The organism is Pedobacter sp. Leaf41 (assembly GCF_001422545.1).
GTDB lineage: Bacteria > Bacteroidota > Bacteroidia > Sphingobacteriales > Sphingobacteriaceae > Pedobacter.
Genome location: NZ_LMLE01000008.1, coordinates 145,552 through 169,792 on the forward strand (window position 1 = coordinate 145,552; position 24,241 = coordinate 169,792).

Annotated in this window: 22 protein-coding genes; 9 read left to right on the plus strand and 13 right to left on the minus strand. The window is 38.3% G+C overall.

The genetic code is table 11. The features are described from left to right. Nucleotides 1-33 precede the first annotated feature (33 nt). A complete protein-coding gene (locus ASE92_RS12985) occupies nucleotides 34-291 on the minus strand; it encodes a hypothetical protein (RefSeq protein WP_056850541.1) in 258 nt (85 codons plus the stop codon). Between the two features lie 299 nt (nucleotides 292-590). Between ASE92_RS12985 and ASE92_RS12995 the strand changes: the two genes are divergently transcribed. Further along, entirely contained in the window at nucleotides 591-1,973 is a 1,383-nt protein-coding gene (locus ASE92_RS12995) for an MBL fold metallo-hydrolase (protein WP_056850543.1), read from the plus strand. 193 nt (nucleotides 1,974-2,166) lie between these two features. Here ASE92_RS12995 and ASE92_RS13000 read toward each other — a convergent pair whose 3' ends face one another. Both ASE92_RS13000 and proB read right to left on the minus strand, forming a co-directional pair. After that, entirely contained in the window at nucleotides 2,167-3,414 is a 1,248-nt protein-coding gene (locus ASE92_RS13000; RefSeq protein WP_056850544.1) for a glutamate-5-semialdehyde dehydrogenase, read from the minus strand. Nucleotides 3,415-3,510: 96 nt separating this feature from the next. Then, the gene (gene proB, locus ASE92_RS13005; RefSeq protein WP_056850545.1) at nucleotides 3,511-4,590 is read right to left on the minus strand and encodes a glutamate 5-kinase; all 1,080 of its coding nucleotides are present in this window, start codon (nucleotides 4,588-4,590) and stop codon (nucleotides 3,511-3,513) included. A 419-nt stretch (nucleotides 4,591-5,009) separates the two neighbouring features. Between proB and ASE92_RS13010 the strand changes: the two genes are divergently transcribed. The 4 genes from ASE92_RS13010 to def all read left to right on the plus strand — a co-directional run bounded on the left by ASE92_RS13010 (nucleotide 5,010) and on the right by def (nucleotide 9,599). Then, complete coding sequence (locus ASE92_RS13010) at nucleotides 5,010-7,088, plus strand: S9 family peptidase (protein ID WP_235527370.1); 2,079 nt, start codon at nucleotides 5,010-5,012, stop codon at nucleotides 7,086-7,088. 103 nt (nucleotides 7,089-7,191) lie between these two features. Beyond that, nucleotides 7,192-7,644: a hypothetical protein gene (locus tag ASE92_RS13015; RefSeq protein ID WP_056850546.1), complete on the plus strand. Its 453-nt coding sequence runs from the start codon at nucleotides 7,192-7,194 to the stop codon at nucleotides 7,642-7,644. Nucleotides 7,645-7,670: 26 nt separating this feature from the next. Continuing rightward, nucleotides 7,671-8,903: a pitrilysin family protein gene (locus ASE92_RS13020; protein WP_056850547.1), complete on the plus strand. Its 1,233-nt coding sequence runs from the start codon at nucleotides 7,671-7,673 to the stop codon at nucleotides 8,901-8,903. A gap of 135 nt (nucleotides 8,904-9,038) precedes the next feature. Then, nucleotides 9,039-9,599 (plus strand): peptide deformylase, encoded by a 561-nt coding sequence (gene def, locus ASE92_RS13025; protein ID WP_056850548.1) that lies wholly within the window; start codon nucleotides 9,039-9,041, stop codon nucleotides 9,597-9,599. 111 nt (nucleotides 9,600-9,710) lie between these two features. Here the strand turns inward: def and ASE92_RS13030 are convergent, their stop codons facing one another. Genes ASE92_RS13030 through ASE92_RS13040 form a run of 3 tightly spaced genes read right to left on the minus strand, consistent with a single transcriptional unit; the run spans nucleotide 9,711 to nucleotide 11,759 of the window. Continuing rightward, the gene (locus ASE92_RS13030) at nucleotides 9,711-10,349 is read right to left on the minus strand and encodes a hypothetical protein (RefSeq protein WP_056850549.1); all 639 of its coding nucleotides are present in this window, start codon (nucleotides 10,347-10,349) and stop codon (nucleotides 9,711-9,713) included. Nucleotides 10,350-10,402: 53 nt separating this feature from the next. Further along, nucleotides 10,403-10,648 (minus strand): NifU family protein, encoded by a 246-nt coding sequence (locus tag ASE92_RS13035; protein WP_056850550.1) that lies wholly within the window; start codon nucleotides 10,646-10,648, stop codon nucleotides 10,403-10,405. A gap of 34 nt (nucleotides 10,649-10,682) precedes the next feature. Then, nucleotides 10,683-11,759, minus strand: a complete 1,077-nt coding sequence (locus ASE92_RS13040; RefSeq protein WP_056850551.1) for an Mrp/NBP35 family ATP-binding protein — start codon at nucleotides 11,757-11,759, stop codon at nucleotides 10,683-10,685. A gap of 131 nt (nucleotides 11,760-11,890) precedes the next feature. On the opposite strand from ASE92_RS13040, the gene ASE92_RS13045 reads away from it, so the two are divergent. The 3 genes from ASE92_RS13045 to ASE92_RS13055 all read left to right on the plus strand — a co-directional run bounded on the left by ASE92_RS13045 (nucleotide 11,891) and on the right by ASE92_RS13055 (nucleotide 15,410). Further along, the gene (locus ASE92_RS13045; protein WP_056850552.1) at nucleotides 11,891-14,038 is read left to right on the plus strand and encodes a transglycosylase domain-containing protein; all 2,148 of its coding nucleotides are present in this window, start codon (nucleotides 11,891-11,893) and stop codon (nucleotides 14,036-14,038) included. Between the two features lie 114 nt (nucleotides 14,039-14,152). After that, complete coding sequence (gene hpt / locus ASE92_RS13050; RefSeq protein ID WP_056850553.1) at nucleotides 14,153-14,695, plus strand: hypoxanthine phosphoribosyltransferase; 543 nt, start codon at nucleotides 14,153-14,155, stop codon at nucleotides 14,693-14,695. A gap of 55 nt (nucleotides 14,696-14,750) precedes the next feature. Then, complete coding sequence (locus tag ASE92_RS13055) at nucleotides 14,751-15,410, plus strand: phosphatidylserine decarboxylase family protein (RefSeq protein ID WP_056850554.1); 660 nt, start codon at nucleotides 14,751-14,753, stop codon at nucleotides 15,408-15,410. 86 nt (nucleotides 15,411-15,496) lie between these two features. Here ASE92_RS13055 and ASE92_RS13060 read toward each other — a convergent pair whose 3' ends face one another. From ASE92_RS13060 to ASE92_RS13085, 6 genes are all read right to left on the minus strand, one after another. Beyond that, a complete protein-coding gene (locus tag ASE92_RS13060; RefSeq protein ID WP_056850555.1) occupies nucleotides 15,497-16,669 on the minus strand; it encodes a mechanosensitive ion channel family protein in 1,173 nt (390 codons plus the stop codon). Between the two features lie 71 nt (nucleotides 16,670-16,740). Further along, a complete protein-coding gene (rplS, locus tag ASE92_RS13065; protein WP_056850556.1) occupies nucleotides 16,741-17,088 on the minus strand; it encodes a 50S ribosomal protein L19 in 348 nt (115 codons plus the stop codon). Between the two features lie 137 nt (nucleotides 17,089-17,225). After that, nucleotides 17,226-17,900 carry a tRNA (guanosine(37)-N1)-methyltransferase TrmD gene (gene trmD / locus ASE92_RS13070; protein WP_056850557.1) on the minus strand — a complete coding sequence of 225 codons (675 nt, stop codon included), beginning with the start codon at nucleotides 17,898-17,900 and terminating at the stop codon, nucleotides 17,226-17,228. A gap of 174 nt (nucleotides 17,901-18,074) precedes the next feature. Beyond that, entirely contained in the window at nucleotides 18,075-18,686 is a 612-nt protein-coding gene (locus ASE92_RS13075) for a hypothetical protein (protein ID WP_056850558.1), read from the minus strand. A 45-nt stretch (nucleotides 18,687-18,731) separates the two neighbouring features. Continuing rightward, the gene (gene rimM / locus ASE92_RS13080; RefSeq protein ID WP_056850559.1) at nucleotides 18,732-19,259 is read right to left on the minus strand and encodes a ribosome maturation factor RimM; all 528 of its coding nucleotides are present in this window, start codon (nucleotides 19,257-19,259) and stop codon (nucleotides 18,732-18,734) included. A gap of 207 nt (nucleotides 19,260-19,466) precedes the next feature. After that, nucleotides 19,467-20,021, minus strand: coding sequence for a 30S ribosomal protein S16 (locus ASE92_RS13085; RefSeq protein WP_056850560.1), 555 nt, complete (start codon nucleotides 20,019-20,021; stop codon nucleotides 19,467-19,469). 202 nt (nucleotides 20,022-20,223) lie between these two features. Here ASE92_RS13085 and ASE92_RS13090 point away from each other — a divergent pair, with 202 nt between their 5' ends. Then, a complete protein-coding gene (locus ASE92_RS13090; RefSeq protein ID WP_235527371.1) occupies nucleotides 20,224-20,742 on the plus strand; it encodes a 5'(3')-deoxyribonucleotidase in 519 nt (172 codons plus the stop codon). Nucleotides 20,743-20,935: 193 nt separating this feature from the next. On the opposite strand, the gene ASE92_RS13095 is transcribed toward ASE92_RS13090, so the two are convergent. Continuing rightward, complete coding sequence (locus ASE92_RS13095) at nucleotides 20,936-24,013, minus strand: VIT domain-containing protein (RefSeq protein ID WP_082455061.1); 3,078 nt, start codon at nucleotides 24,011-24,013, stop codon at nucleotides 20,936-20,938. Nucleotides 24,014-24,241: the final 228 nt, after the last annotated feature.

Here is a 24,241-nt window from a genome sequence, read left to right on the forward strand (position 1 = left end):
TTTCAACGCTCCATGCGTCCTGCAGTTTGCTATTTAAACGATAAAGGCATCATCGTCTTCATCTTCTTCGGGTACATATTTCTCAATAGCTTGCCCAATTGCATTTACTTCTTCGTCTTCCTCAAAAATTGGAAGTTCGGTTTTATAATCCATTTTTAACCAAATCGATGAGGTATCTTTCTGTATCTGGATATACTCTTTGCCATCTTTAAAAATGGTATATGAATCATTTCCTTCAGGAAAAACAGAATAATTTGTCTTCCCTATTTCTATATCAAACGGTTCTTGCATTGTTGATGTTTTTTCTGCAAAGATAACGGTTTAAAGGATTTTTCATTTAAGATTTGGAAATGAAAGCTTCGGTTTTGATGAAGACTTGCAGCCCCGCTTTTCCTGCCTGACCGGCTGGCAGGTGCTTCAACAAAAGCAGAAAAAGCTACGGCAATTGCTTTCCAAAAAATAATTTTCACCTTCAATTCCTTAAAATCGAAATATTCAGGAATGCCCTTAACCAAAAAATTACTTCCTATTGTTTAAAAATTGCATCAATTGTACTACTTTACACCAAACAATTACGGAGAGAATAGAAGATGAAGTTAACGTTTTGGGGCGCTGCACAACAAGTTACAGGAAGTATGCACCTGCTCGAGGTTGGGCATTATAAAATACTGATAGATTGCGGTTTAGATTACGAAAAGGAAACTTATCAGGAAGACAACCAACAATTCCCCTTCGATCCCGCTGATATAAATCTGGTTATTTTAACCCATGCTCACATCGATCATTCGGGCAATTTGCCCACTTTAGTACGCCTTGGTTTTGATGGCCAAGTGCTTTGTACACCACCAACAGCAGATTTAGCTTCCATTTTATTGTTCGATTCTGTTGAGCTTTTTTTAAGAAAACAAAGTCGGAAGCCCCGCACCAAACGGGGAAATTTTAGCGGACCAAAACCTTTGTACCTGCATAAACACGTAATGGATACAATTGACCGTTTCGTAACCATTGCATTTAACAAACCATTTAAAATAAATGGAGATATCAGTTTAACTTTTATTCCCGTTGGCCATTTGTTGGGTGCCGCCGCAGCAGTTTTAACCATAAATGATAACGGGGAAGAGAAAAAAATTGCCTTTTCTGGCGACATTGGTCGAGATAATTATCCCGTTCTGGTAAAGCCCGAGCCCATCCCCGAAGTTGATTATTTTGTTTGCGAATCTACTTATGGCGGCCGCTACCACACCAAAGACCAAACATTGGAAGAGCGATTGGTAAAGGAAATTGAAGAGGCCTGTATCAAAACCCCGGGGCGATTAATTATCCCTGCCTTCAGCATCGGCAGAACGCAATCGCTGGTTTTTGCCTTGAATCAAATTTTCACAAAAAAACTGTTACCACCTGTGCAAATTTTTGTGGATAGCCCAATGGCAATCCAGGCAACAGACGTTTATCGGAAACACCATAATTTAGTTAACCAGGAGGCCAAAGATTTTTATAAAACCATGGGTGATGAATTTGAATTTGAGCATTTGGCTTACGTTCAAACCATGAAAGAAAGCAAGGATGTTTCCAATTATTTCGATCCCTGCATCATCATTTCGTCGGCTGGGATGTTGGAGGGGGGACGTATTCAAGATCACCTCTACTACAATATTCAAAATTATTATTGCACCATTCTTTTTATTGGCTATTGCGCCAAAGGAACGCTTGGCTATAAACTTTTAAGTGGTGCGCCGATCGTTAGAATTAAAGACCGCGAAATGATGGTTTACGCTACCATCCGCCAAACCGATTTATTGAGCGGCCACGGAGATCATGATGATTTAGTACGAACGGTAAAGGAAACCGGCCACCCAAAACAGGTTTTTCTGGTACACGGCGAAGATAAAAGTTTAAAAACACTGGCAGCTACTTTACTGGAAGATGGTTTTAATGTGGTTGCACCAGAAAGAGGAGAAGTTTTTGAAATTTAGTTCATTGGTTCAATAGTCATTAGTTCAGCGGACGAATAATTCTGAACATCACGTCATTGCGAGGCACGAAGCAATCTTAATCCGCTTGCATAAGCCCATTGTTGCGGATTTCTTCCTGCCCGAGCAATGATGGTGTGTCAGTTTTCCATCGCTTTCAGATTCTTTGCTGCGCTCAGAATGACAGCAAAAGAGCTTACTTCCTCACTTGCCCATCACCACGAACCACCCATTTATAACTCGTCAATTCCTCCAATGCCATTGGTCCACGGGCATGAAGTTTTTGTGTACTGATGCCAATTTCGGCGCCTAAACCAAATTGCCCACCATCTGTAAACCCTGTTGAAGCATTGGCATAAACGGCAGCCGCATCGACCTCATTTAAAAATCTAGTGATATTTTCGGAATCTTCAGAGATAATCGCTTCACTGTGTTTTGAACTGTAATCGGCAATGTGGTTTAATGCCGCATCAAAATCATCAACTGTTTTAATTGCAATTTTTAAAGACAGAAACTCCGTTCCAAAATGTTCTTCGGTGGCTTGGTTTAAAAGTGCTTCAGGATAAGTAGATTTAAGGATTTCATAGCTTTGCTCATCAGCAAAAATTTCCACTTGCCCATCGGCCAAAGGCGATAAAAGTGCTGGTAAATCTGCTAATCTCTTTTGGTTAATTAACACACAATCTAACGAATTGCAAACGCTAACCCGTCTTGTTTTAGCGTTGAAAATAATAGCTTTGCCTTTATCCAAATCGCCCGATTCATCAAAATAGGTATGCACAATCCCTGCGCCAGTTTCTATAACTGGAATTTTGCTATTTTCGCGAACGTAATTAATCAACGACTGGCTTCCACGGGGAATGAGTACATCAACGAAACCTCTGGCATTCAGCAACGCTTCGGTTGCTGCCCGTTCAGCGGGTAATAAGGTTAAAACATCAGCATTTATTTCATGCTTGGCTAAAACGCTATGAATTATTTTAGCAATGGCTAAATTGGAAAATTCAGCATCACTTCCTCCTTTTAAAACAGCTACGTTACCCGTTTTAAAGCAAAGCGAAAATACATCTGCGGTAACGTTCGGCCGAGCCTCGTAAATTACGCCGATCACGCCAAGCGCCACCCGAACTTTTTGAATTTGAAGTTTATTTTCTAATGTCTTATCTGAAAGAATTTCACCGAGAGGGCTCCCTAATGCGATAACACTTTTAATATCATTTCCAATATCTGCGATGCGCTGATCAGTCAGTTTTAGTCTGTCGTATTTAGGATCTTCAGCAGGCATCCTGGTCAAATCTTTTGCATTTTCGGCAATGATTTCAACCGTATTTAAAACCAATGCCTCAGCTAAATCGGCCAACACTTCATTAATGATTTCTTTACTCAATCCAACCATTGTGCGGGTTGCGTATTTTGCCTTTTCGAAGTAATGTTTGTAGTTCATTTTATTAGTATAATGACCAGATATTGTAAATTATAGTTAAACTTTCAGATTGCTTCGTACCTCGCAATGACGATGGTATATAAAACTTCTGATGACTTAAATAGCTGAGTAAAAATAATCATAATGCACCAGCGGCTTTTGTTTTTTCTGTCCGATTCTTTCTTTTGCCTTATCCGAACCGTATTCTGCAATTCCTAAACCGATGAGCTGATTTTGCTCATCGATAATTTTAATAATATCGCCCTTTAAAAAATCAGTTTGTATTTCCATAATCCCGATGGGCAACAAACTTGTAGCCTTGCCAGAGGTTAATACATTTTTTGCCCCATCATTTAATTTAACCACTCCTTTTGCAGCAGTTTCAGAATGTGCAATCCATTTTTTCTTTCCTGATTTTGTCTTCTCTGGAACGAATCGGGTATGTACAATTTCATTGTTAAGTAGGCCTGTTAAAACATGATCAGTTGTTCCGTTTGCAATGTGAACCGCAATACCAAGTTTCGCCACTTTTTGTGCCATGGTCGATTTGGTAACCATTCCGCCCCGGCCAAACTGCGACTTTCCTGTTTGAATGAAAGAGGCCAAATTTGAAACCGAACCAGTAATTTCTTCTATCACTTCTGATCCTGCAAGTTTCGGGTCGCCATTATAAATTCCATTTACATTCGAAAGAATAATCAAGGCATCGGCATTTAACATTGAAGCAATTAAACCTGCCAATTCATCATTATCTGTAAACATAAGTTCGGTAACTGAAACCACATCGTTCTCATTTACAACAGGGATTACGTCATTTTGCAGCAAAATTTGCAGGCAGTTTTTCATGTTGAGGTAATGCGCCCTATCTCTAAAATCTTCTTTGGTTACTAAAACCTGGGCACATTTTATTTTATGCGGATCGAAGAAATTGGCGTAAGTATTGATCAGTTTTACCTGACCAATGGCCGCTAAAAGTTGGCGGGTAGTAACGGCATCTTGCTTCTCTGAAACCTTAATTAAACTTCTGCCAGAAGCCACTGCACCCGATGAAACCAGAATAACTTCGATCCCTTGTTGTTTTATCTCGGCCAATTGGTTTACCAAATGCTGAATTCGAGATTCATCAGGTAAGCCATTCGCCTGCGTGATGACATTGGAACCTACTTTAACAATAATTTTTTTGTACCCTAATTTCATTAGCCCCTCCCAACCCTCCCCAGGAGGGAGGGCATTTTAGAAAATTGATGTGGCAATTTAGCATCTATTTTTTTCAATTGGAATGAATATTAAGATCAGGGCAGATTTTTGCGAAAATGATAATAGTTGGGTGGGGTTTTAACCACAGATGCAGGCAGATAAACACAGATTTTGGTTTTTAAACCGCTTTTATATGTGTGTATCCTTTTTATCTGTGGTTAATTAATCTAACCAAAGAGCGGATGGCGGGACTGCATTCCTCCATGAAAAACCAGACCGTTCTTTTTCAGATCAAAATCTAACCTAAAAAATCGTTAAATTGCATCAACCTGAACCAAACCAACATGATGAAACGTATTTTACCCGGCATGCTTTTACTGAGTACAGTTGTAGCATGCAACAATCCCAAACAAAAAGAAATGAAACCTATAAAATGGCCTGATGCCAAACCGCCTGTTGCAGAGATTATTCCACATAAAAGAGTTATTCATGGCGATACCGTGGTAGATAATTACTACTGGATGATTGATTATTTTAAAAAAGGACCAGACAGTACAAAGGTTGTCGATTATTTGAAAGCCGAGAATGCTTACCTGGAAACCATGATGAAGGGTACCGAAAAGTTTCAGGCTGATTTGTTTAAGGAAATGAAGGGTAGGATTAAGGAAAAAGACGAATCAGTTCCGGTTTTTAGGAATGGGTATTTCTACTATACGCGGACCGAAGATGGCCGGCAGTATTATAAATATTGCAGGAAGAAGGGAAGTTTAAGCGCAACAGAAGAGGTTTTACTAGATGTTGATGCATTGGCAAAAGGACACTCATATTATAGCGCAACCGGTTTTAGTGTGAGTCCTGATAATAAATTACTGGCTTTTGGTGTAGATAAGGTTTCGCGTAGGCAATACACCATTCAGGTTAAAAACCTCGAAACCGGAGAAATTTATAAGGATGCGATTGCAAATACGGAGGGTGGGGTAGCCTGGGCTAATGATAATAAAACATTGTTTTATACTTCGAAAAATGCGGTCACGTTGCTGAGCGAAAAAATCAAAAAACATGTGCTTGGAACGGATGAAAAGGCTGATATGGTAGTTTATGATGAGAAAGACAATACCAATTATATCGGCGTAGGAAAATCGAAAAACGGTCGTTACATTATGATTTCATCTGCAGGGACACTTACGAATGAATTTAGAATGATTGATGCTGATCATCCAAAGGCTGCTTTTAAAATTTTCTCGCCACGATCTAAAGATGTGCTATACGATGTTTTGCCTATTGATGATAAATTCTACATCATTACCAATTGGAATGCAAAGAATTTTCGCCTGATGGAATGCGATTTAGATAAGACGGAAAAAGAAAACTGGAAAGAAGTGATTCCAAACCGGAAAGATGTTTTGTTAGAATATGGTGATGAATTTAAGGATTTCTTAGTGCTATCTGAACGCAAAAACGGTTTAACCGAAATGCATGTATTGAAGACAGACGGCAAAGATTATTACATCAAATTTGACGAGCCAGTCTATGCAGCAGGCATTGGATCGAACCCCGAATATACCGGCAAAACGCTTCAATACAACTACACTTCTTTAACTACGCCGAATTCTGTTTATGATTATGATTTGCAGAAAAAAGAAAAAAAGTTAATGAAGCAACAGGAGGTTGTGGGTGGCTACGATCCAAAAAATTACGTTACCGAACGTTTGTTTGCCAAGGCTAAAGACGGAACCAAAATTCCTATTGCCATCGTTTATAAGAAAGGCTTTGATAAAAACGGGAAAGCGCCGTTGCTGCTTTATTCTTACGGCTCTTACGGTTCGAGTACCGAGGCGTCGTTTTCGTCCCAGCGTTTAAGTTTGCTTGATCGTGGTTTCGCGTTTGCCATTGCAAATATTCGTGGCGGACAAGAAATGGGGCGCCAGTGGTATGAGGATGGTAAATTGATGAAAAAGAAAAATACTTTTACCGATTTTATTGCTGCCGGAGAATACCTGGTGGAACAAAATTACACTTCGAAAGCGCATTTGTATGCCAATGGTGGCAGTGCTGGTGGGTTGTTAATGGGTGCAGTTGTAAATTTGGCTCCAGATTTATGGAACGGTGTTATTGCAGATGTTCCTTTTGTTGATGTGGTAAATACCATGCTCGATGAAAGCATTCCATTAACTACAAATGAATTCGATGAGTGGGGAAATCCAAAGAAAAAGGATGCCTACGATTATATGAAAAGCTACTCGCCGTATGAAAATGTAGAGAAAAAAGCCTACCCAAATATGCTTGTTACCACGGGTTTACACGATAGCCAGGTTCAATATTTTGAGCCTGCAAAATGGGTAGCCAAGCTTAGGGCAAACAAAACGGATAAAAACGTTCTGTTGCTAAAAACCAATATGGAATTTGGACATGGAGGCGCATCAGGCCGGTTCGATTATTTGAAAGACGTAGCTTTGAGATGGGCATTTTTATTTTCGTTGGAAGGTATCACTAAATAATTTCATCTTCGTTGTCATTCTGGGCCTGTCGAAGAACATCAAGATAGTGTTTCGACAGGCTCAATATGACAATCTATCTAATCCTACATATTATAAATCCATAATGAATACCAAATTAAAAACACTCCAAATTATTCACCTTGCTTTATGCAGCGGCGTTTTACTTTTCGTTTTAGTAACAATTTTTTTAAACCGCGAAATCATGTTTTTTGATGCTAACCCAGCAACTACCGCACCATTCAACCCGATTTTCCCAATTATGGGGCTGATCACCATTTCAGCAAGCATTTTTTTCTTTAAAAACCTGATCGCTAAAATTGATAAAACGGAAAAAGCAGAAACGAAAATCAATTTGTTTCAAAGTGCCTTTATCATTAGCGCTGCTCTTTTAGAAGGAGGGGCACTTTTTAATGTTGTCGGCTTCTTCATTACACACAATTCTTTTTTCCTGCTGTTCGCCGCTGCAAATTTTATTTTTCTGGCCTTGAAGCATCCTACTAAAGATAAATTGATTTCTGCTTTACAATTGCAATACCCAGATACCGAGGCTTTGTAACCAAATAGCCGTATCTTTGCCCGCCAATGGAATACAATGTTCATACTTTACCGAACGGCATCCGCTTGTTGCATGTGCCCTCGGCTTCTACTATATCTCATGCCTGCATCATTATCAATACCGGTTCTCGTGATGAACCCGAAGGCAAAGCAGGTTTGGCCCATTTTATCGAACATTTAATTTTTAAGCGAACAGAGAAACGCAGTACGAATCAGATTTTAAACCGTTTGGAAAGTGTGGGCGCAGATTTAAATGCCTATACAACCAAAGAATATACCTGCATCCATGCTTCATTTTTGAATCCTTATTTAGATCGAACCCTTGATCTTTTTAACGATATCATTTTCCATTCTACTTTCCCTGAGGAAGAAATGGATAAAGAAAAAAGCGTAATTCTTGATGAAATTGCTTCTTATCTCGATCAACCGGAAGAAGCCATTAATGATGATTTTGAAGACATGCTTTTTGCAGGAAATGCTTTGGGTAATAACATCCTCGGCACCGTAGAAAGCGTAAGCAATTTTACCCGTGAGGATGTGATCAATTTCCGCAAAGCAAATTATCGAACAAATGAAATTGCAGTAGCTGTTTTGGGCGATTACAGTTTTAATAGCGTGGTAAAAAAGGGCACAAAATATTTTAGTGATGTAGAAGAAAACTCCCCTTCGCTAAACCGAAAAAAACCTGCTATTTTAAATCCGACTTCGACCGACATTTATAAGCCTATTATGCAATCGCATTGTATTGTTGGTGGGCAAACGTATTCCACTCACCACAAAAATAAGGCAGGTTTAATGTTACTGAATAACTATTTCGGGGGCAACGGAATGAGTTCGGTGTTGAATCTTCAAATCAGAGAAAAATACGGCATTGCCTACACCATCGAATCTAATTTTTCGCCGCTAAGCGATACCGGAATTTTTTCGATCTATTTCGGTACGGATAAAGAAAAACATACGAAGGCATTAACTTTAATTTTTAAAGAGATGAAAAAGTTAAAGGATCACCCTTTGAATGAGTTGCAGTTACAAAAAGCAAAAAATAAATTTATCGGCCAGATTGCTTTAAGTGAAGAGAACAGGATCGGCTTAATTATTTCAATGGCAAAAAGCCTGATTGATCATGATAGAATTGATTCGTTGGCGCAGGTTTTTGAGCGAATTAATAAAGTGAGCACGACAGAAATGGCTCAAATTGTAGATGACGTTTTAGCACCAGAGCAATTGAATATTTTTACATTCAGTCCGATACTGGAATAATTGCTATTTTTGTAAAGTGGTAGATTGTCATCCTGAGCTCGTCGAAGGAGCAATCGGAGAGTCTTCGACAGGCTCAGACTGACAAACCTTTGGAATTTAGTCTCAGGCTTATTGTCTGAAAAAATATATTACACAATGAAATTACCAATAGTAGCTTACGGAGATCCTGTTTTAAAAAAGGTAGGAACCGATATTGATGAAGATTACCCTGAATTAAAAGAGTTGATTGCAAACATGTTTGATACCATGTACTATGCAAATGGCGTTGGTTTGGCTGCACCCCAAATTGGCTTACCCATTCGTTTATTTATAGTGGATACAGGGGAAGAGGAAGATGGAACGCCAGGCTATAAAAGAGTATTTATAAATGCCAGGATTGTAGAAGAAACCGGAGAACCCTGGAGCTTTAATGAAGGTTGTTTAAGCATTCCGGATATTCGGGAAAACATTATGCGCAAACCCAACATTAAAGTGAATTATTTTGATGAAAACTGGGTAGAACATACTGAAGATGTTGATGGCTTACCTGCTCGGGTAATTCAACATGAGTACGATCATATCGAAGGTAAACTCTTTACCGATAAAGTTAGCATTTTACGTAAAACAATGTTAAAGAGTAAATTAGATGCCATTTCAAAAGGAAACATCAAAACAGATTATAAAATGAAGTTTCCGAATAAAAGTAAAAAACGATAGGTTTTTACCGGAAGATTTTGGAGGGAAAACGGAAACGTTATCCCTTTTTTTGTGCCCATGGCTAAGTTAGGCATCTAGGACTTTTTGACTCAGACACTAAAAACTCCCGACTTAATTTTCATTTCTTTTCTTATCCCCATCGAAGATTTGCTGCATCAGCTTACCCCAGGCAAAAGGATTTAAAAGAGGGTTGGTTTGCACCATGTTCTTGTTAATCATCCTGTCAAAATTATAACGATAATTCTGACTTCCGATTTCCTGTCCATCACGCGGTAGCGTTTGAATTAAGCCATTAATCGATGATCTGGAGAGGTTTTTCTTCGCTATCGCCATATCATCATCCGCTAATTTCATGGATAGAAACTCGCGGGTAAACTCTTCCGTAGTAGCCCATGGAAAAACCCTTACCGAAGGCAAATCGATTACATTAGCTTTCAGCTTAACCATAATCGTGTACTTACTATCAGGTGTTCCGGTTGGTATAACTGTTGAGAATTTTTTATAACCTATGGCCGTAAAAAGAATGGTATCACCAGGATTAACAATAAAAGTAAAATAACCCCTATAATCGGCGGCTACACGTTTACCATTTGCAGAAAGATTGGTAATGGTAACGTAAGGAATTACGTTTGTACTATCGATATCAGTAATGATCCCAGAAAATTGTATAAGTTTTTCTTCTGCTGATCTTTGTTGTGAAAAAGCAGCGGTAGAAAAAAGAAGGCAAATTAGGGCAATACAATATCTCATTAAGACAAAAGTAATTTTAAAAAATAAAACTTCCTTGTTAAATATTGTTAAAGCTAAACTTGCTCTGCCATGTTAACGGCCACTACTGAAGTAATTTGAGGTACGGCTTTCATAATTGCCTGTTCAATGCCCGATTTCATAGTCATGAAACTCATCGGACAAGAACCGCAGCTGCCTAAAAGTTTAAGCTTTACCATTCCTTCTGATGTAATTTCTTCAACAGAAACATCCCCTCCATCAGCCTTCAAATAGGGTCTGATAGTTTCTAATGCCTGTTCTACTTGCTCTGTTAAATTCATTATGTGTATTTTAAAATATAAAAATAGTAATTTTTTAGCAATTAGCCATTTGTGCATTATTAATGGATATCTGCTGCGCAATTTTGCTTGCAATATCTCCAAAGATAACATCCAAAAGCGGATTTTGGTTTAGCACTACCGGCTTACCATTGTCTCCGGCCTCAGCAATGCTCTGTATTATCGGAATTTCACCTAAAAATGGAACATCAAATCGCTCTGCTAAAATAGTTCCTCCACCTTTTCCAAAAATATAGTATTTGTTATCAGGCAATTCTTCTGGCGTAAAGTACGACATGTTTTCTACCACTCCTAAAATAGGGATATTAATTCCTGGCATACGGAACATGGCCAAACCTTTATGGGTATCAGCCAAGGCTACTTGCTGCGGCGTAGTCACCACAACAGCTCCAGAAATTGGGAAGCTTTGGGTAATGGTGATGTGAATATCGCCGGTGCCCGGTGGAAGATCGACAATTAGATAATCCAGTTCACCCCAATTGGTGTCGTTAAATAATTGTTTTACCGCGTTAGAAGCCATTGGCCCACGCCACGGGACTGGCTGACCAGGATCTGCAAAAAAGCCAAGCGATAACAACTTTATCCCGTACTTTTCAATCGGGATAATCTTAGTTTTTCCATCAGCTGTTTCTTCTGCACCAGGTTTGGCATCAACCAAATCAAACATGGTAGGTACCGAAGGGCCATAAATATCGGCATCTATTAAACCCACTTTTGCACCATCCTTCGCCAGGGTTACCGCCAAATTACTCGATACAGTAGATTTGCCAACACCACCTTTTCCAGATGAAACTAAAATGATGTTCTTAATGTTATCTAGTGAAGATGAATTTGTTGGTTGGGTTACCCTGGAAGTTACATTGATATTTACTTCAGCATCTGCAGATACAAAATGCTTAACGGCATTTGTACAGGCATTTTTCAGCATGTCCTTCATCGGGCAAGCAGGCGTAGTAAGCTCTAGTGTAAAGTTTACCTGGTTGTTATCTATATGTAAATCCTTAATCATGTTTAACGTCACTAAATCTTTTTTAAGATCGGGATCCTCTACATTTTTTAAAGCATCTAAAACTTGTTGCGGGCTAATTGGCATGGTATTAATTTAAATTCAAAATTAACAAAACATAGCCATAAATACTTTTATTTAGGGTTTTAAACTGTAATTTTAACACGAAATAAACATTTAATTGTTACGTTTAAGCAATTAACCATTTTAACGACTATATGCGCATACCGAAAATTAAAATCCGTAAAAAATATTTAAAAATTGGAGCGTGGATTTTAGGTGTTTTTTTAATTGCTTTCCTTGCTATTGGCGCTTATGCTTATAGTAAAAGGGAAGCGCTGCTAAAAAAAATGGTGGCCAAAGCCATTGCAAAAGCCGATAAAGATTATGGTTTAGAAGTGAAAATTGGATCTGCAGGCTTTGCAGGGATGAGCACAGTAAAAATGACCAATATTTCGGTGGTTCCGAAAGATCGAGACACGCTTTCCAATATCGGTGAATTGAGTGTTGGTGTAAAGTTATTTCCATTGATTTTTGGAAACGTTAAGCTAGCTGAAGTAGAACTAAGCGATGGCTTTGTGAATGTAGTATTCAAAGATTCGATCAGTAATATCGATTTCATCCTTAAAAGAAAGAAAAAAGACAGTACCGAGAATAAAGGAAAGGCCAACTTACCCGAGATTGCCAATAATTTATTGAACCAGGTTTTGTATAAAATTCCTGATGATATGGACATGAAAAATATGGTTTTCAAGTTCAACGATCACGATACCGCAAAATTGAGTTTTGCTACCACAGCGACAATAGATGATGGTGATTTAAAATCTACTATCAATGTAAATGAAGGTGAATCTACCTGGCACGTCGACGGACTTGTAAACCCAGGTAGTAAGCGCTTAAAATTTATGGCCTATGCTGATGGAAAAAAACTGGAATTACCTTATTTGAATAATAAGCTCCATGCAAAAGTAAGTTTCGATACGCTTGAAACCGAGCTAAAAGATGCGGGATACAGTGGCGACGACTACAAAATATCGGGTTCATGGTCGGTTAAAAATATGTTGCTTAACCAGGCGAGAATAGCGAGTAATGACATTGTTGTTCAAAGTGCAAAACTTGATGCTGATGTTTTAGTTGGACCCAATTTTGTTGCTTTGGACAGTTCATCGACTGCTTATCTTAAAAATGCCCAAATTCATCCATACGTTAAATACACGTTAGGTAAAAACAAAATTTACGAGCTTAAAATAAATGCCGAAGAACAAGATGCGCAGGCGATTTTAGATGGTTTCCCTCAAGGTTTGTTCGAATCATTAGATGGTTTGAAAGTGGAAGGAAAAGTAAAATACAATCTTAATTTCTATCTGGACACCAAAGTGCCAGACAGTGTAAAATTCAGCTCTACCTTAACTCCCGTAAATTTCAAGATTTTAAGATGGGGAAAAACCAATCTTCAAAAAATTAATGCTCCATTTATTTACACGCCATATGAGTATGGAAAACCGATGCGTGATATCACCATTGGCCCATCAAACCCAAATTTTACTCCTTTAAGTGCGATTTCTAAGAATTTCATCAACGCGGTTTTAACTGCCGAAGATCCATCATTTTATACCCACAATGGTTTTGTGGAAGAATCAATTCGAAAATCGATTGCAGTAAATTACAAGGAGAAGAAATTTAAACGGGGCGGAAGTACGATCAGCATGCAGCTGGTTAAAAATATATATTTAAGTCGCCAGAAAACTTTAGCCCGCAAAGCGGAAGAAATATTAATTGTGTGGCTCATTGAACACAATCATTTAGTGAGCAAACAACGCATGCTGGAGGTATATTTTAATATTATGGAGCTTGGTCAAAACATTTATGGTATTGGTGAAGCATCGAGGTATTATTTCGGAAAGCAGCCAGCAGATTTAACCATTGGCGATGGCTTGTTCCTGGCCAGTATTGTTCCAAAACCTAAGGCATCGATGTACAAGTTTATGGCCGATGGAAGCTTGAAACCTTATATGTTCAACTATTTCAGGTTTATGGGAAACATTATGGCGAGAAGAGGCTTAACTCCTGGAGATACGTCGGGTTATGGTTTTTATAATGTTCGTTTGCGTGAAGGTTTGCGCCGTTATCTGGCACCAGACACTGTAGAAATTGACACCAATGTTTTTGAAGATGATGAAGAGGGAATGCCGCCCGTAATGATGCAGGACAAAAACAAAAATTTATTCGACAGGATTTTTGGGGGCGGAAATAAAAAAGATACCGTAACCGCTAAACCTGCCGATACCGCAAAAACTAAAAAACAGCTTAGACAGGAACGGAGAGAACAACGGCGAAAGGAAAAAGAGCAGGAAGAAGGCGGGTAGTCAGTTTGCGGTTTACACTTCATGTTTTATCTCTTTAGAACTAAATAATTATATACCGAAGCTTGTCAAAAATTTCAAAATTACAACATTACAACATTTCAACAAAAAACATAAATGCACAAAATTAAGGTAGACGATAAGGAATTCGAGATTTTTCTAGAGAACGATAATTTAAATAAAAGGATTCGTCTGCTGGGCATCCAGATTAATTTGGATTATGAAGGGAAATGTCCACTTTTTATTGGCGTGCTGAATGGAAGTTTTCTTTTTATGGCTGATTTGATAAAAGAGATTGATGTGCCTTGCGAAGTCGCTTTTATGCGTGTGGCTTCATATGAAGGAACATCCAGCAGCGGTAAGGTAAAAGAACTTATTGGTTTACCTGACGATATTGAAGGCAGAGACATCATTATTGTAGAAGACATTGTAGATACCGGATTAACCATTAACCACATCATTAAAACGTTAAAAGAGAAAAATCCGGCTTCGGTTAAAGTTAGTTCGCTCCTGGTAAAACCCAGCGCTTTGCAATACGATGTGGAAGAGTTAGCCTATGTTGGTTTTGAAATACCAAATGAATTTGTAGTTGGCTATGGTTTAGATTACAATGGCCTGGGCAGAAACTTAAACGATATTTACAGGGCGACTGAAGGATAATTTTTCGGACTGATTAATTTATTTTTCGCACCTTTGTGCAATAATTTTTAATGTAATGACCATACACAAAGAAGGCTATACCACCATAGCGATAACTATTTTACTTATTTTCGTCATCAACGCTGTTGTGGATTATAAATATTACGATATGACCTGGTTGCGTTGGTTCATTTATATCTTTTCGGCCGCGTTATTCATCATTGTACTCCAGTTTTTCCGTAATCCCAGCCGCAGTTTTTCTGCCGGAGAAGACCTGGTAATTTGCCCTGCAGACGGTAAAGTAGTTGTAATTGAAGAAACAGAAGAAGGTGAATATTTTAAAGACAAGCGCTTACAGGTTTCTATATTTATGTCGCCGGTAAACGTCCACATCAACCGTAATCCAATTTCTGGTGTTGTTAAGTTTTTCAAATATCACCCAGGAAAATATTTAGCAGCCTGGAACCCGAAATCATCTACTGAAAATGAGCGTACCACTACTGTAGTTCAACATGCAAATGGAACGCCTGTATTGTTCCGCCAAATTGCAGGTGCTTTAGCCCGTAGAATTGTATGGTATGTTAAAGAAGGAGATCAGGTAAAACAAACCGAACAGTTCGGGTTTATTAAATTCGGCTCAAGAGTAGACGTTTTTTTACCTGTTGGAACAAAAGTAAACGTAGAGCTTAATCAGGTGGTAAAAGGTGGAATTACTACTCTGGCAACTTTAAGTTAAGCACCAATATACCGCATTAAAAAGCCGATTTGGGATTTCCAAATCGGCTTTTCTTTTAACCAAATATTTTAATTGGATTTCAGTGCTTAATCAATTGCATCATTTCCCACTTCCTTTTCATGATCATTATTAATCGGTCTGTCGCTAATTAAGCGTTGCGTTGGATAGGCAAAATCAGATCTATTTCGCATCACGATATCCATAATTTCAAGATTTATTTCCTGCCTGATTCTTAAAAATTCATTAAAATCAAGGTTGGTAATGAAATAGTTAATTTCAATATTTAAAGCTGAATCACCAAAGCTTTTAAAAGATGCATGTACATCAACCGTTCCTGGCTTTTGGTTGATATATGCCTCGATTTCTGATATAATATTTTTAACAGATTCTGCAGTTGTTTCGTAAGTTAATCCAATTATAAAATTCACTTTTCTCGAATCACGTAACGAAAGGTTTTCCAAAACGCCATCAATCATACCGCGGTTAGGGATAGTGGCCATCGTTTTTTCGGCCGTACGAATTCTGGTGCTTCTAAAGCCCACTTTCTCTACCGTACCTTCAACACCATCAACCTTAACCAAATCGCCAACCACAAAAGGCTTATCTAAAAAGATGGTAAAAGAGCCAATCAAATTTTCTAAACTCTCCTTAGCAGCAAGCGCAATAGCAATACCACCAATACCTAAACCTGTGATCAGTGTTAATACATTCACCTCGAAAACAAAGCCCAGCAAAGTAAAAAAGCCGATAAAAATCACCAGCGTTTTAAAAAGTTCCTTAAGAAACGGAACCAATTGATCATCAGATTTATTCTGAGTTAGTGAGGCTTTAAATAATAAAACATGACTGATGAAATCGATAATCCTCAGGATGATCCAGAAAACCGACAGGATAATCATGAATAGGAATATCCTGTCTACACAATCACCAATGCTTACCGGAATAACTTCTTTCGTTTTGCCTACCAATTTGCTGTAATGGAAAACGGCCGCCTCTAATGGGTGTTTAAGCTGATTAATGGAAAGATAAAGTGTAGCGAGCAGGATGAAGGTTTCGATCGGCTTCACCAGCAGTGAAACAAAGGCTGCATCGTGCGATTGTTGAGAGAAACTTCTGAACAATCTAAACAAAAGTTTGCTCAACAATTTGGAAAATATGCGCTTGAAAATCAAACCGAACAAAAGTATTCCTCCAAAAAGGGAATAGGCTTTTACGGTATTGCCCCAAAAAACCTGTTCGAAAAATGCGGAATCTAACATATAGGTAAAGGTATAAACAAAAAAACCTCCACGAAATTAATCGTGAAGGCTATATCTTTCAATAAAGAATATTATTTTCTCAAAGATTTGATACGAGCAGCTTTACCAGTTAAAGCACGTAAGTAGAATAATTTCGCTCTACGAACTTTACCATAGCTATTTACTTCTATCTTCTCGATGTTTGGAGAATTAACAGGGAAAATACGCTCAACACCAATACTGTTACTAATTTTACGAACTGTGAAAGTTTCGTTAGCACCTGCACTGTTGCGTTGAATTACAACACCTTGGTAAATTTGAATACGTTCTTTATTACCTTCGCGAATTTTATAGTGTACGCTCACTGTATCGCCAGACTTGAACGCAGGAAAATCTTTTTTCGCGATGGCCTGCTCTTCAACAAATTTTACTAAATCCATGATTTTAAGCTATTAAATCGATATTTCAACCCGTGAAATTCGGATTGCAATATTAGGGATTTTTTTTTAATTATAAAAACTAATTTTATTTTTTCCACAATCTTTTAGAAATCCACATTGTTACATGTTAAATGCTTCTATTCCAAAAGATCAGGACGGCGGGTTTTAGTACGCTCCAATGCCTGTTCATGCCTCCATTCATTCACTTTTGCTTCATGTCCGCTCAATAAAACATCAGGCACTTTATGGCCTCTCCAATCAGCCGGCCGGGTGTAAACAGGTGCATCCAGCAACTCTCCCTGAAAGCTATCAGAAAGGGCAGAAGTTTCATCATTCAAAACACCGGGAATTAACCGCACCACGGCATCAACTACAATTGCCGCAGGTAATTCTCCTCCACTTAATACGTAATCGCCTACAGAGATCTCACGGGTAACAAAAATATCGCGGATCCGTTGATCTATTCCCTTATAGTGGCCACACAGAATAATGATATTTTTTTTAATGGAAAGCTCATTGGCTGTGCTTTGATTTAGCGTAACCCCATCCGGACTCATGAAAATGATCTCGTCATATTCCCTTTCTGCCTGAAGCTTTTCGATACAGGCCGCAAAGGGCTCAATACTCATTACCATCCCGCTTCCTCCACCGTACTGATAGTCATCTACACTCTTTTGTTTGTTAGTCGCATAATCACGAAGATTATGAACCACAATTTCGGCAATACCTTTTTTTTGAGCACGCTGCAAAATGGAATGTGCAAAAGGGCTTTCTAACAAAGCCGGAAGAACCGTTATAATATCAAAACGCATGGAGCAAAGGTAAGAATAGTTTGGCGTTTGGCGATAAGCGTTGCATCCAATGGCTTAACAGAAACACATCACCAGTAGCATAATCATCATTTTCTATACAAATTTTGCTAATCGAAATTTATAATCTGCTATTCCATAAAACTAATCCAGGTGATATTTTGGAGAAAGAGGGAATCAAATCGTCCATTGATCGTGAATTACTGCTACCAGATAATAGGCTTGCTCATGCTTTTTAAAAACGAAACGAAGGCTATTCCAGTCAAGCCCTTTATATTTTTCGTTATTTCCTTTAAAATAGTATTCAGTAAAATGGAGCTGAGGATAACTTTCCTTTAAATTATTGATGGTATTGCCTTGGCCGATAAACTCGTCATAGCTTTTCCTTTTTGCGTTTAAATAGTCTGCATTGTAAACAAACCTTTCTATATAGGGCTTAACCTTCATCTTTATTGCCTCGCCACTACCATCAAAGTGGCCCCAGGTGAGCGTCCAGTTTTTATCTATGGCTTCTAAAAAATCTTTCGCTAAAACATGTTTGTGTGTAGGATCGATAAATCCGTAAGGAGAAAAACGAACGCCATCAATGGGGTGAAAATATGACGCAAATGCCTGGTAGTTCTTTTCTTTTAAAGCTTTGAGTGCTTTAACAGCAACAGCATTAATAGAATCTTGCTGGGATTTTTGCTTGATAACTTCAGCCCCTGCTGAATTATTTTCAGGCTTTTTGGTTTGATTACAGCTTGCAAAGATTAGCAGCATCAAAAAAGAAATGAATAAACCTTTCATGATTGTTAAACGAAAAATACACGAAAAAGGTTTATCTGATAGAGATTAATTCTCCAGATAAATATCAAGTAAGCCTTCCGGCAAATCCAGGGTCAAAATCTTTTTCTCATCATCTATCTCCACAATAAAATCTTCATTAAGCGGAAAAAGAATTTCAGTTTGCTGGTACAAAACGGTGGCAATAAATTGTTGGGGATATTCATTTACCTCCAGAATTTCACCAAGCTCACCAAGGCTTTTGTCAACGGCAGTAAAACCCTTGAGGTCTGTATAGAAGAATTCGTTCTCATCACGTTCTGGCATGAGGTTTAACGGCAAATAGAGCTTTTTCTTTAACAATGGTTGTGCCTTATCGATATGATTAACGTCATCGAAATTGAAGTAACCCGTTTTATTTGCCTGTAGCTTCGCATCGGCCACGAAGTAAGGCACAAGCTTTCCATTCATATCTGCAAACATGACATCAAATGTAAGCTGCTCGTATTCATCAAATTCAAAAAAGATTTGAACTTCTCCTTTTAAACCCCTTGTTTTTGTAACGTAACCTACGTAAAATGCTTCTTCGTGTTTCATAACCCCAAACCTAATATATTATCGTCATTGAGAACCTGTTTTCATCAGAAGAAAACTGCCTAATGTAAGCCGGCAATCTGATTTACGCCATCTTCAAAAATGAGATTACTTCGTTTCTCGTAATGACGATACCGAATAAAAAGCCGCTTATATAAAAATAGCGTTCCGAAACTCGAAACGCTATTTCTTTGAACAAAACAATTAAAATTATTCTGCTCCTTCTTCTTTAGTAGCTTCTGCTGCAGGAGCTTCTTCAGTTGCCTCAGCAGCTGGAGTTTCTTCTTCAACAACTTCTTCTGCAACTGGTGCATTTTTAGCTGCGATTGCTGCTGCTCTGTCTTCTTTTTTCTTAGCTTCTGCTGCTAATGCTGCTTTACGCACATCTGCTTTAGAAGTAGCTAAACCTTCTGTTTTACCAGAGATTTTACCAGCTTTAGCATCAACCCAAGCAGTGAATTTTTCGTCAGCTTGTTCTTGTGTTAAAGCACCTTTTTTAACACCACCTTCTAAGTGTTTTTTGTATAAAACGCCTTTGTAAGATAGAATAGCACGAGCTGTATCAGTTGGTTGTGCACCACTGTTAACCCAAGCTAAAGTTTTTTCGAAGTTAATTTCGATAGTAGCAGGATTGGTGTTTGGGTTGTATGAACCTAAACGCTCAATAAATTTACCATCACGTGGAGAGCGAGAATCTGCTACCACAACGTGGAAAAAAGGTTTTCCTTTTTTACCGAATCTTTGCAATCTGATTTTAGTTGCCATTTCTTTTCGTATTTATGTATTCAACATAGTTCCCGGAGCTACATGCTGCGGGGCTGCAAAGATAAGTAATGAATTGATACTTTGCAAATTGAAAAATGATTAAAGAACAAGGAGTAAAGTCTCGAAGATAATTAGGTGGCCTAAAATAGGATTTGATCTTTTATCCTTGTTCCTTCATCCTTGTTCATTTATCTTTACCTTTATGAAAATAGCCATTGATATGGATGAGGTAATTGCCGATCCGATTAAGAAATTTATTCAGCTTTACAACCGCGATTATAATGTTCCATTGGATTTGAAAATCGATGCCGGCAATGAAATTTATCACCATGTGCCGAAGGATGTGGAACGAAAATGGTTTGAATACATCAACGAACCTGGTTTTTTCCGCGACCTCGAGGTTATTCCAGATAGCCAAAGGGTACTTAAAGCGTTGCAAGAAAAGTACGATGTATTTATTGTTTCTGCCGCAATGGAATTTCCAAACTGCTTAAAAGATAAATACGATTGGCTAACAGACCATTTCCCTTTTATCGACTGGCAACACATTATTTTTTGTGGACAAAAAATTGTGAGTACCGATATTATGATTGACGATAGGATTAAAAACTTCGTCAATTTTCCTGGCAGGTCATTGTTATTTACTTCGCCACATAATTTATTAGTTACTGAATACGAACGCGTAAATACATGGGAGGAAGTTGCGGGCTTATTGCTTTAATAAGTTAAACCGTCATCACTACCAAAGCACAGCGAAACGGAGAGATCTTTCTCCATTCTTTTTAAAGATTTCTCCACTGCATTCGAATGAAGAAACCTGAAAAACCATATAAGAAATTTAAGAAAACATATGGCAACTGAGCTTATATGAAATCTTAAATGCCTTATATGGTCAATTCTACCGTAATTCCATTTTAAAAATTAAATTCTCCAACCAAATTGCCATTTCGATTATCGGCGGCCATTGGTAGCACAATTACTTTTCTTTGCTGCTTGCCTGTTGCATAACGGGTGTAAATCTCCGCGGTTACGGTTGTAGGTCCGCTGATGTTGATCTGCCTATCGCCATAATAATTCACCTCTATTTTATATTTCCCTTTTATAGCCTTTTTGATCATAAACTGCTCTGGGCCATATCCTGATGTAAAATCGTTACTAATTCTGCCGCCAATTTTTGTCCGGTTGTTTCCGTAATAACCCTTTTCTCCAGTCGGATCTGTTAACCACAAATCGATATCGGTATCATTTTTATTCCAATTTAACACGACACGAACATCAACTGGCAACGCCGAAATTAAACGCTTGTCTATTTTTCTAATATTTAATTTATCTCCGTGTTTACTGATCAGGTTATTGATTTCCGGAATGATTATTTCCTCAATGCCCTGGTCGCGATCGGCTATTTGTGAATTATAACTTTGCGTTAAAACTTTGTACAAATTATCCAAAGCCATCTGATATTGACCAGCATCGGCCAAAGCCAATGCGTAATCGCGGTAACTTTGTGCATCCATCGGGCGCCATTGCAAAACCTTACTGGTAATAAAAATTTCTTCCTGATAATTGCCGGTTTGCTTCAATTTGTAGGCAAGGGTTTTATATAAATCAGCATTTTCCAGATCCAGATCGGCAATGCTGCTTAAAATTGTTAAAGCCCTAACGCTGTCTTTTTGCTGGAAAAACCAATTGGCCACATCGAAATAAAACATGGGTGTGGTGATGTAATCTGGGCGCATTTTCAAATAAGATTGATAAGCGCTATCTGGTTTGCCTATCAATTTTTTCATGTAATCTTTATCACTTTTAAATTCTGGGATAATGATTGCCGGCTGTGTTTCTACAACCCTAGCCACACTGTTGGTTACACTTACTCCAGCAACCCGGCCTTGTAAAGAGGAGCTTGCAGTTGCCTGAGATCTGATTATTGTGGTTGCACTCGCCGTTTCCATTCGCTTAGCTTGTGCCGCATTACCAACAACCATTATTTCTTGTAAAGCCTGACGATCATCTGCCTTTGCTTCCGGCTGTGCTGCAACCGGAGGCGGCGGCATTCTTACCGCATCAACCCTTGGTGGCGCTGCTTGAGTAGCTTGGGGTCTCGATCTCTGTGCATCTCCAACAGGAGTAGCAACAACTACAGGTGGAGCTGGCGCTCCACGAGCGATTCTGTTATCTGGTGTAGGATATTGCTCCTTATGTTTCGCGGGTTCTTTGTAATAGAAATCGGTATTCCACCAGGTCTTTAAATCTTTTGTCATCACTACCGCAGCGTTTAACAAATTTGTTTTACGTTCCTGAATATCCATTCTACGTTGTTTTAAAACGGCATCGTAAGCCTGACGCAATTCTGCTGGCGGTGCAATGTCGTAACGCAAATAATCATCTAAATTTTCTAACACAATTAAGCTGGTGTTTCGTGTCACAATACCAAATTGTTTGCTTAATAAACTGATGTCGTCTTTGTTCGCCTCATACTGAATATCCATTTCGGCAATCTTTTTTTGCGCCCAAACACGACTTACATCTATGCTACTTAAAGCATGTTCCGTTGCATTTAAACGAACTACCTGCTCTGCTACCACTATATTTCCATAGCCAAATTGCAATACAAATTCGGTATTTAAACCGTTCAAAATCCCGGCTACAGATAAATGTCCGTTTACATTTACATGCATTGATGGATAGGTTTGACGAATATCCGTTGCGTTTTTAATCCCTAAAAACTGCAGATTTTCCTGGCTTAATTGTTTAAATGCATTTGTTACAGTTGTTGCATTCAGATTGATAAATTGTCCGCCTGTTTTTAAACTAATGTATTTTAAAGTGCTATAGTCTGCTTTCAAAGCACTATTGATACCATGAACAGGTTTATTTAATGCAATGGTATTTTTCCCGAAAGTTGATAAGCCGTCGGTGAAAAGAAGATATTCCTCAGCAGGAAGCAATCTCGAGTTTACTGCGCTGAAGTTTGTCCCGCCATCATAAACCAGGCTTTCGAGTTTTGCCTTTAAGGCAGACCAGTTACCATTCACAATTACATATGAGCCTTCCTTTTTAAATTCATTGTTAAGCAAGCCCAATTGAACTGTCAAATTCTGTTTTTGGGCGATGATTAAACCTAAAAGCTCAATCTCTTTTTTAGTATCCCGCTGTAATCCGCTCAAAGAAACATCCCAAATCAAACCAATTTGATTTGCCCATTGTCTTGGCCTGATTTCAATGTTGGGAAAAACGTTCACCAAGAAATAATATCCATTTGAAGCTTTTTGCATTTGCACTTCAGGCAAATCATTTCGTTTTGGAAGATTAATGGTTAAGCCGTTTTTAGGTTGATAGTTTGTTTTTTTGATTTCGCCAACATAAGTATTGCCATTTGCCTGCATGTCAAAATTACCATCGGGCTGTTCGCTTAATTCTGGTTTGAGCACACTTTCAAAAACTGTAGTTTTAAGAGAAAAATCTTCAATCTTTTCATTATAATCGAGTGGTAAATGATATTTAAGTGAGGCTCCTTTGTTAAAACTCAGCTCTTCCTCATAACCTACGATGATTGTTCTACTTCCGTTAGCTGGCAATGGATAAATTCTGGTACGGAAGTTATTTCCTTCTACTTTCTCTAACAAACCAGGATCTACACGTCTCCTTTCAATACTCTCGAAAACCTCCGTTGCCTTTGCTTTTTCAACAGGAACGGCTTCACGCATTTTGCCATTAATATCTAATGCGTAGCGGCTAACCGTAACGCCTTCAGGCATTGGAAAAGTAAGTTCTCCCTCTAATATGCTGTTGCTATTGTTATGGAAAGTCATTGTCATTACCGTGGTGGCAATGTTTCCCGTAATCTGTACATCGATATTAAGTTTGCTCATTTTTACCGCCGATTTTTCAGCATCGCTACTGGGTTGCTGGACCTTTAAAACAGGCATTTGTGCTTTTACAAAAATGGCAATGAAGAATAGTGGGACAATGAGTAGGTATTTAGATATTTGCATGACTTTGATTTTTAATAGTGATGCAGAATATTTCGCTATTACATAAATTTATTTTTTCGACCCCAGGCCGGCGCTGCGAAATAGGAGCAGAAACCCCCGTGAAATAAACCCGATTGAGCATAAATACTTTTAATTTTTCAATTAAAAGATTGAAGTGAAAGCGGGACTGCAGCAACCAAAAGGATACAGGCTATGCTTTTCCAGAAAAATGTAACAATTAAATAAAAT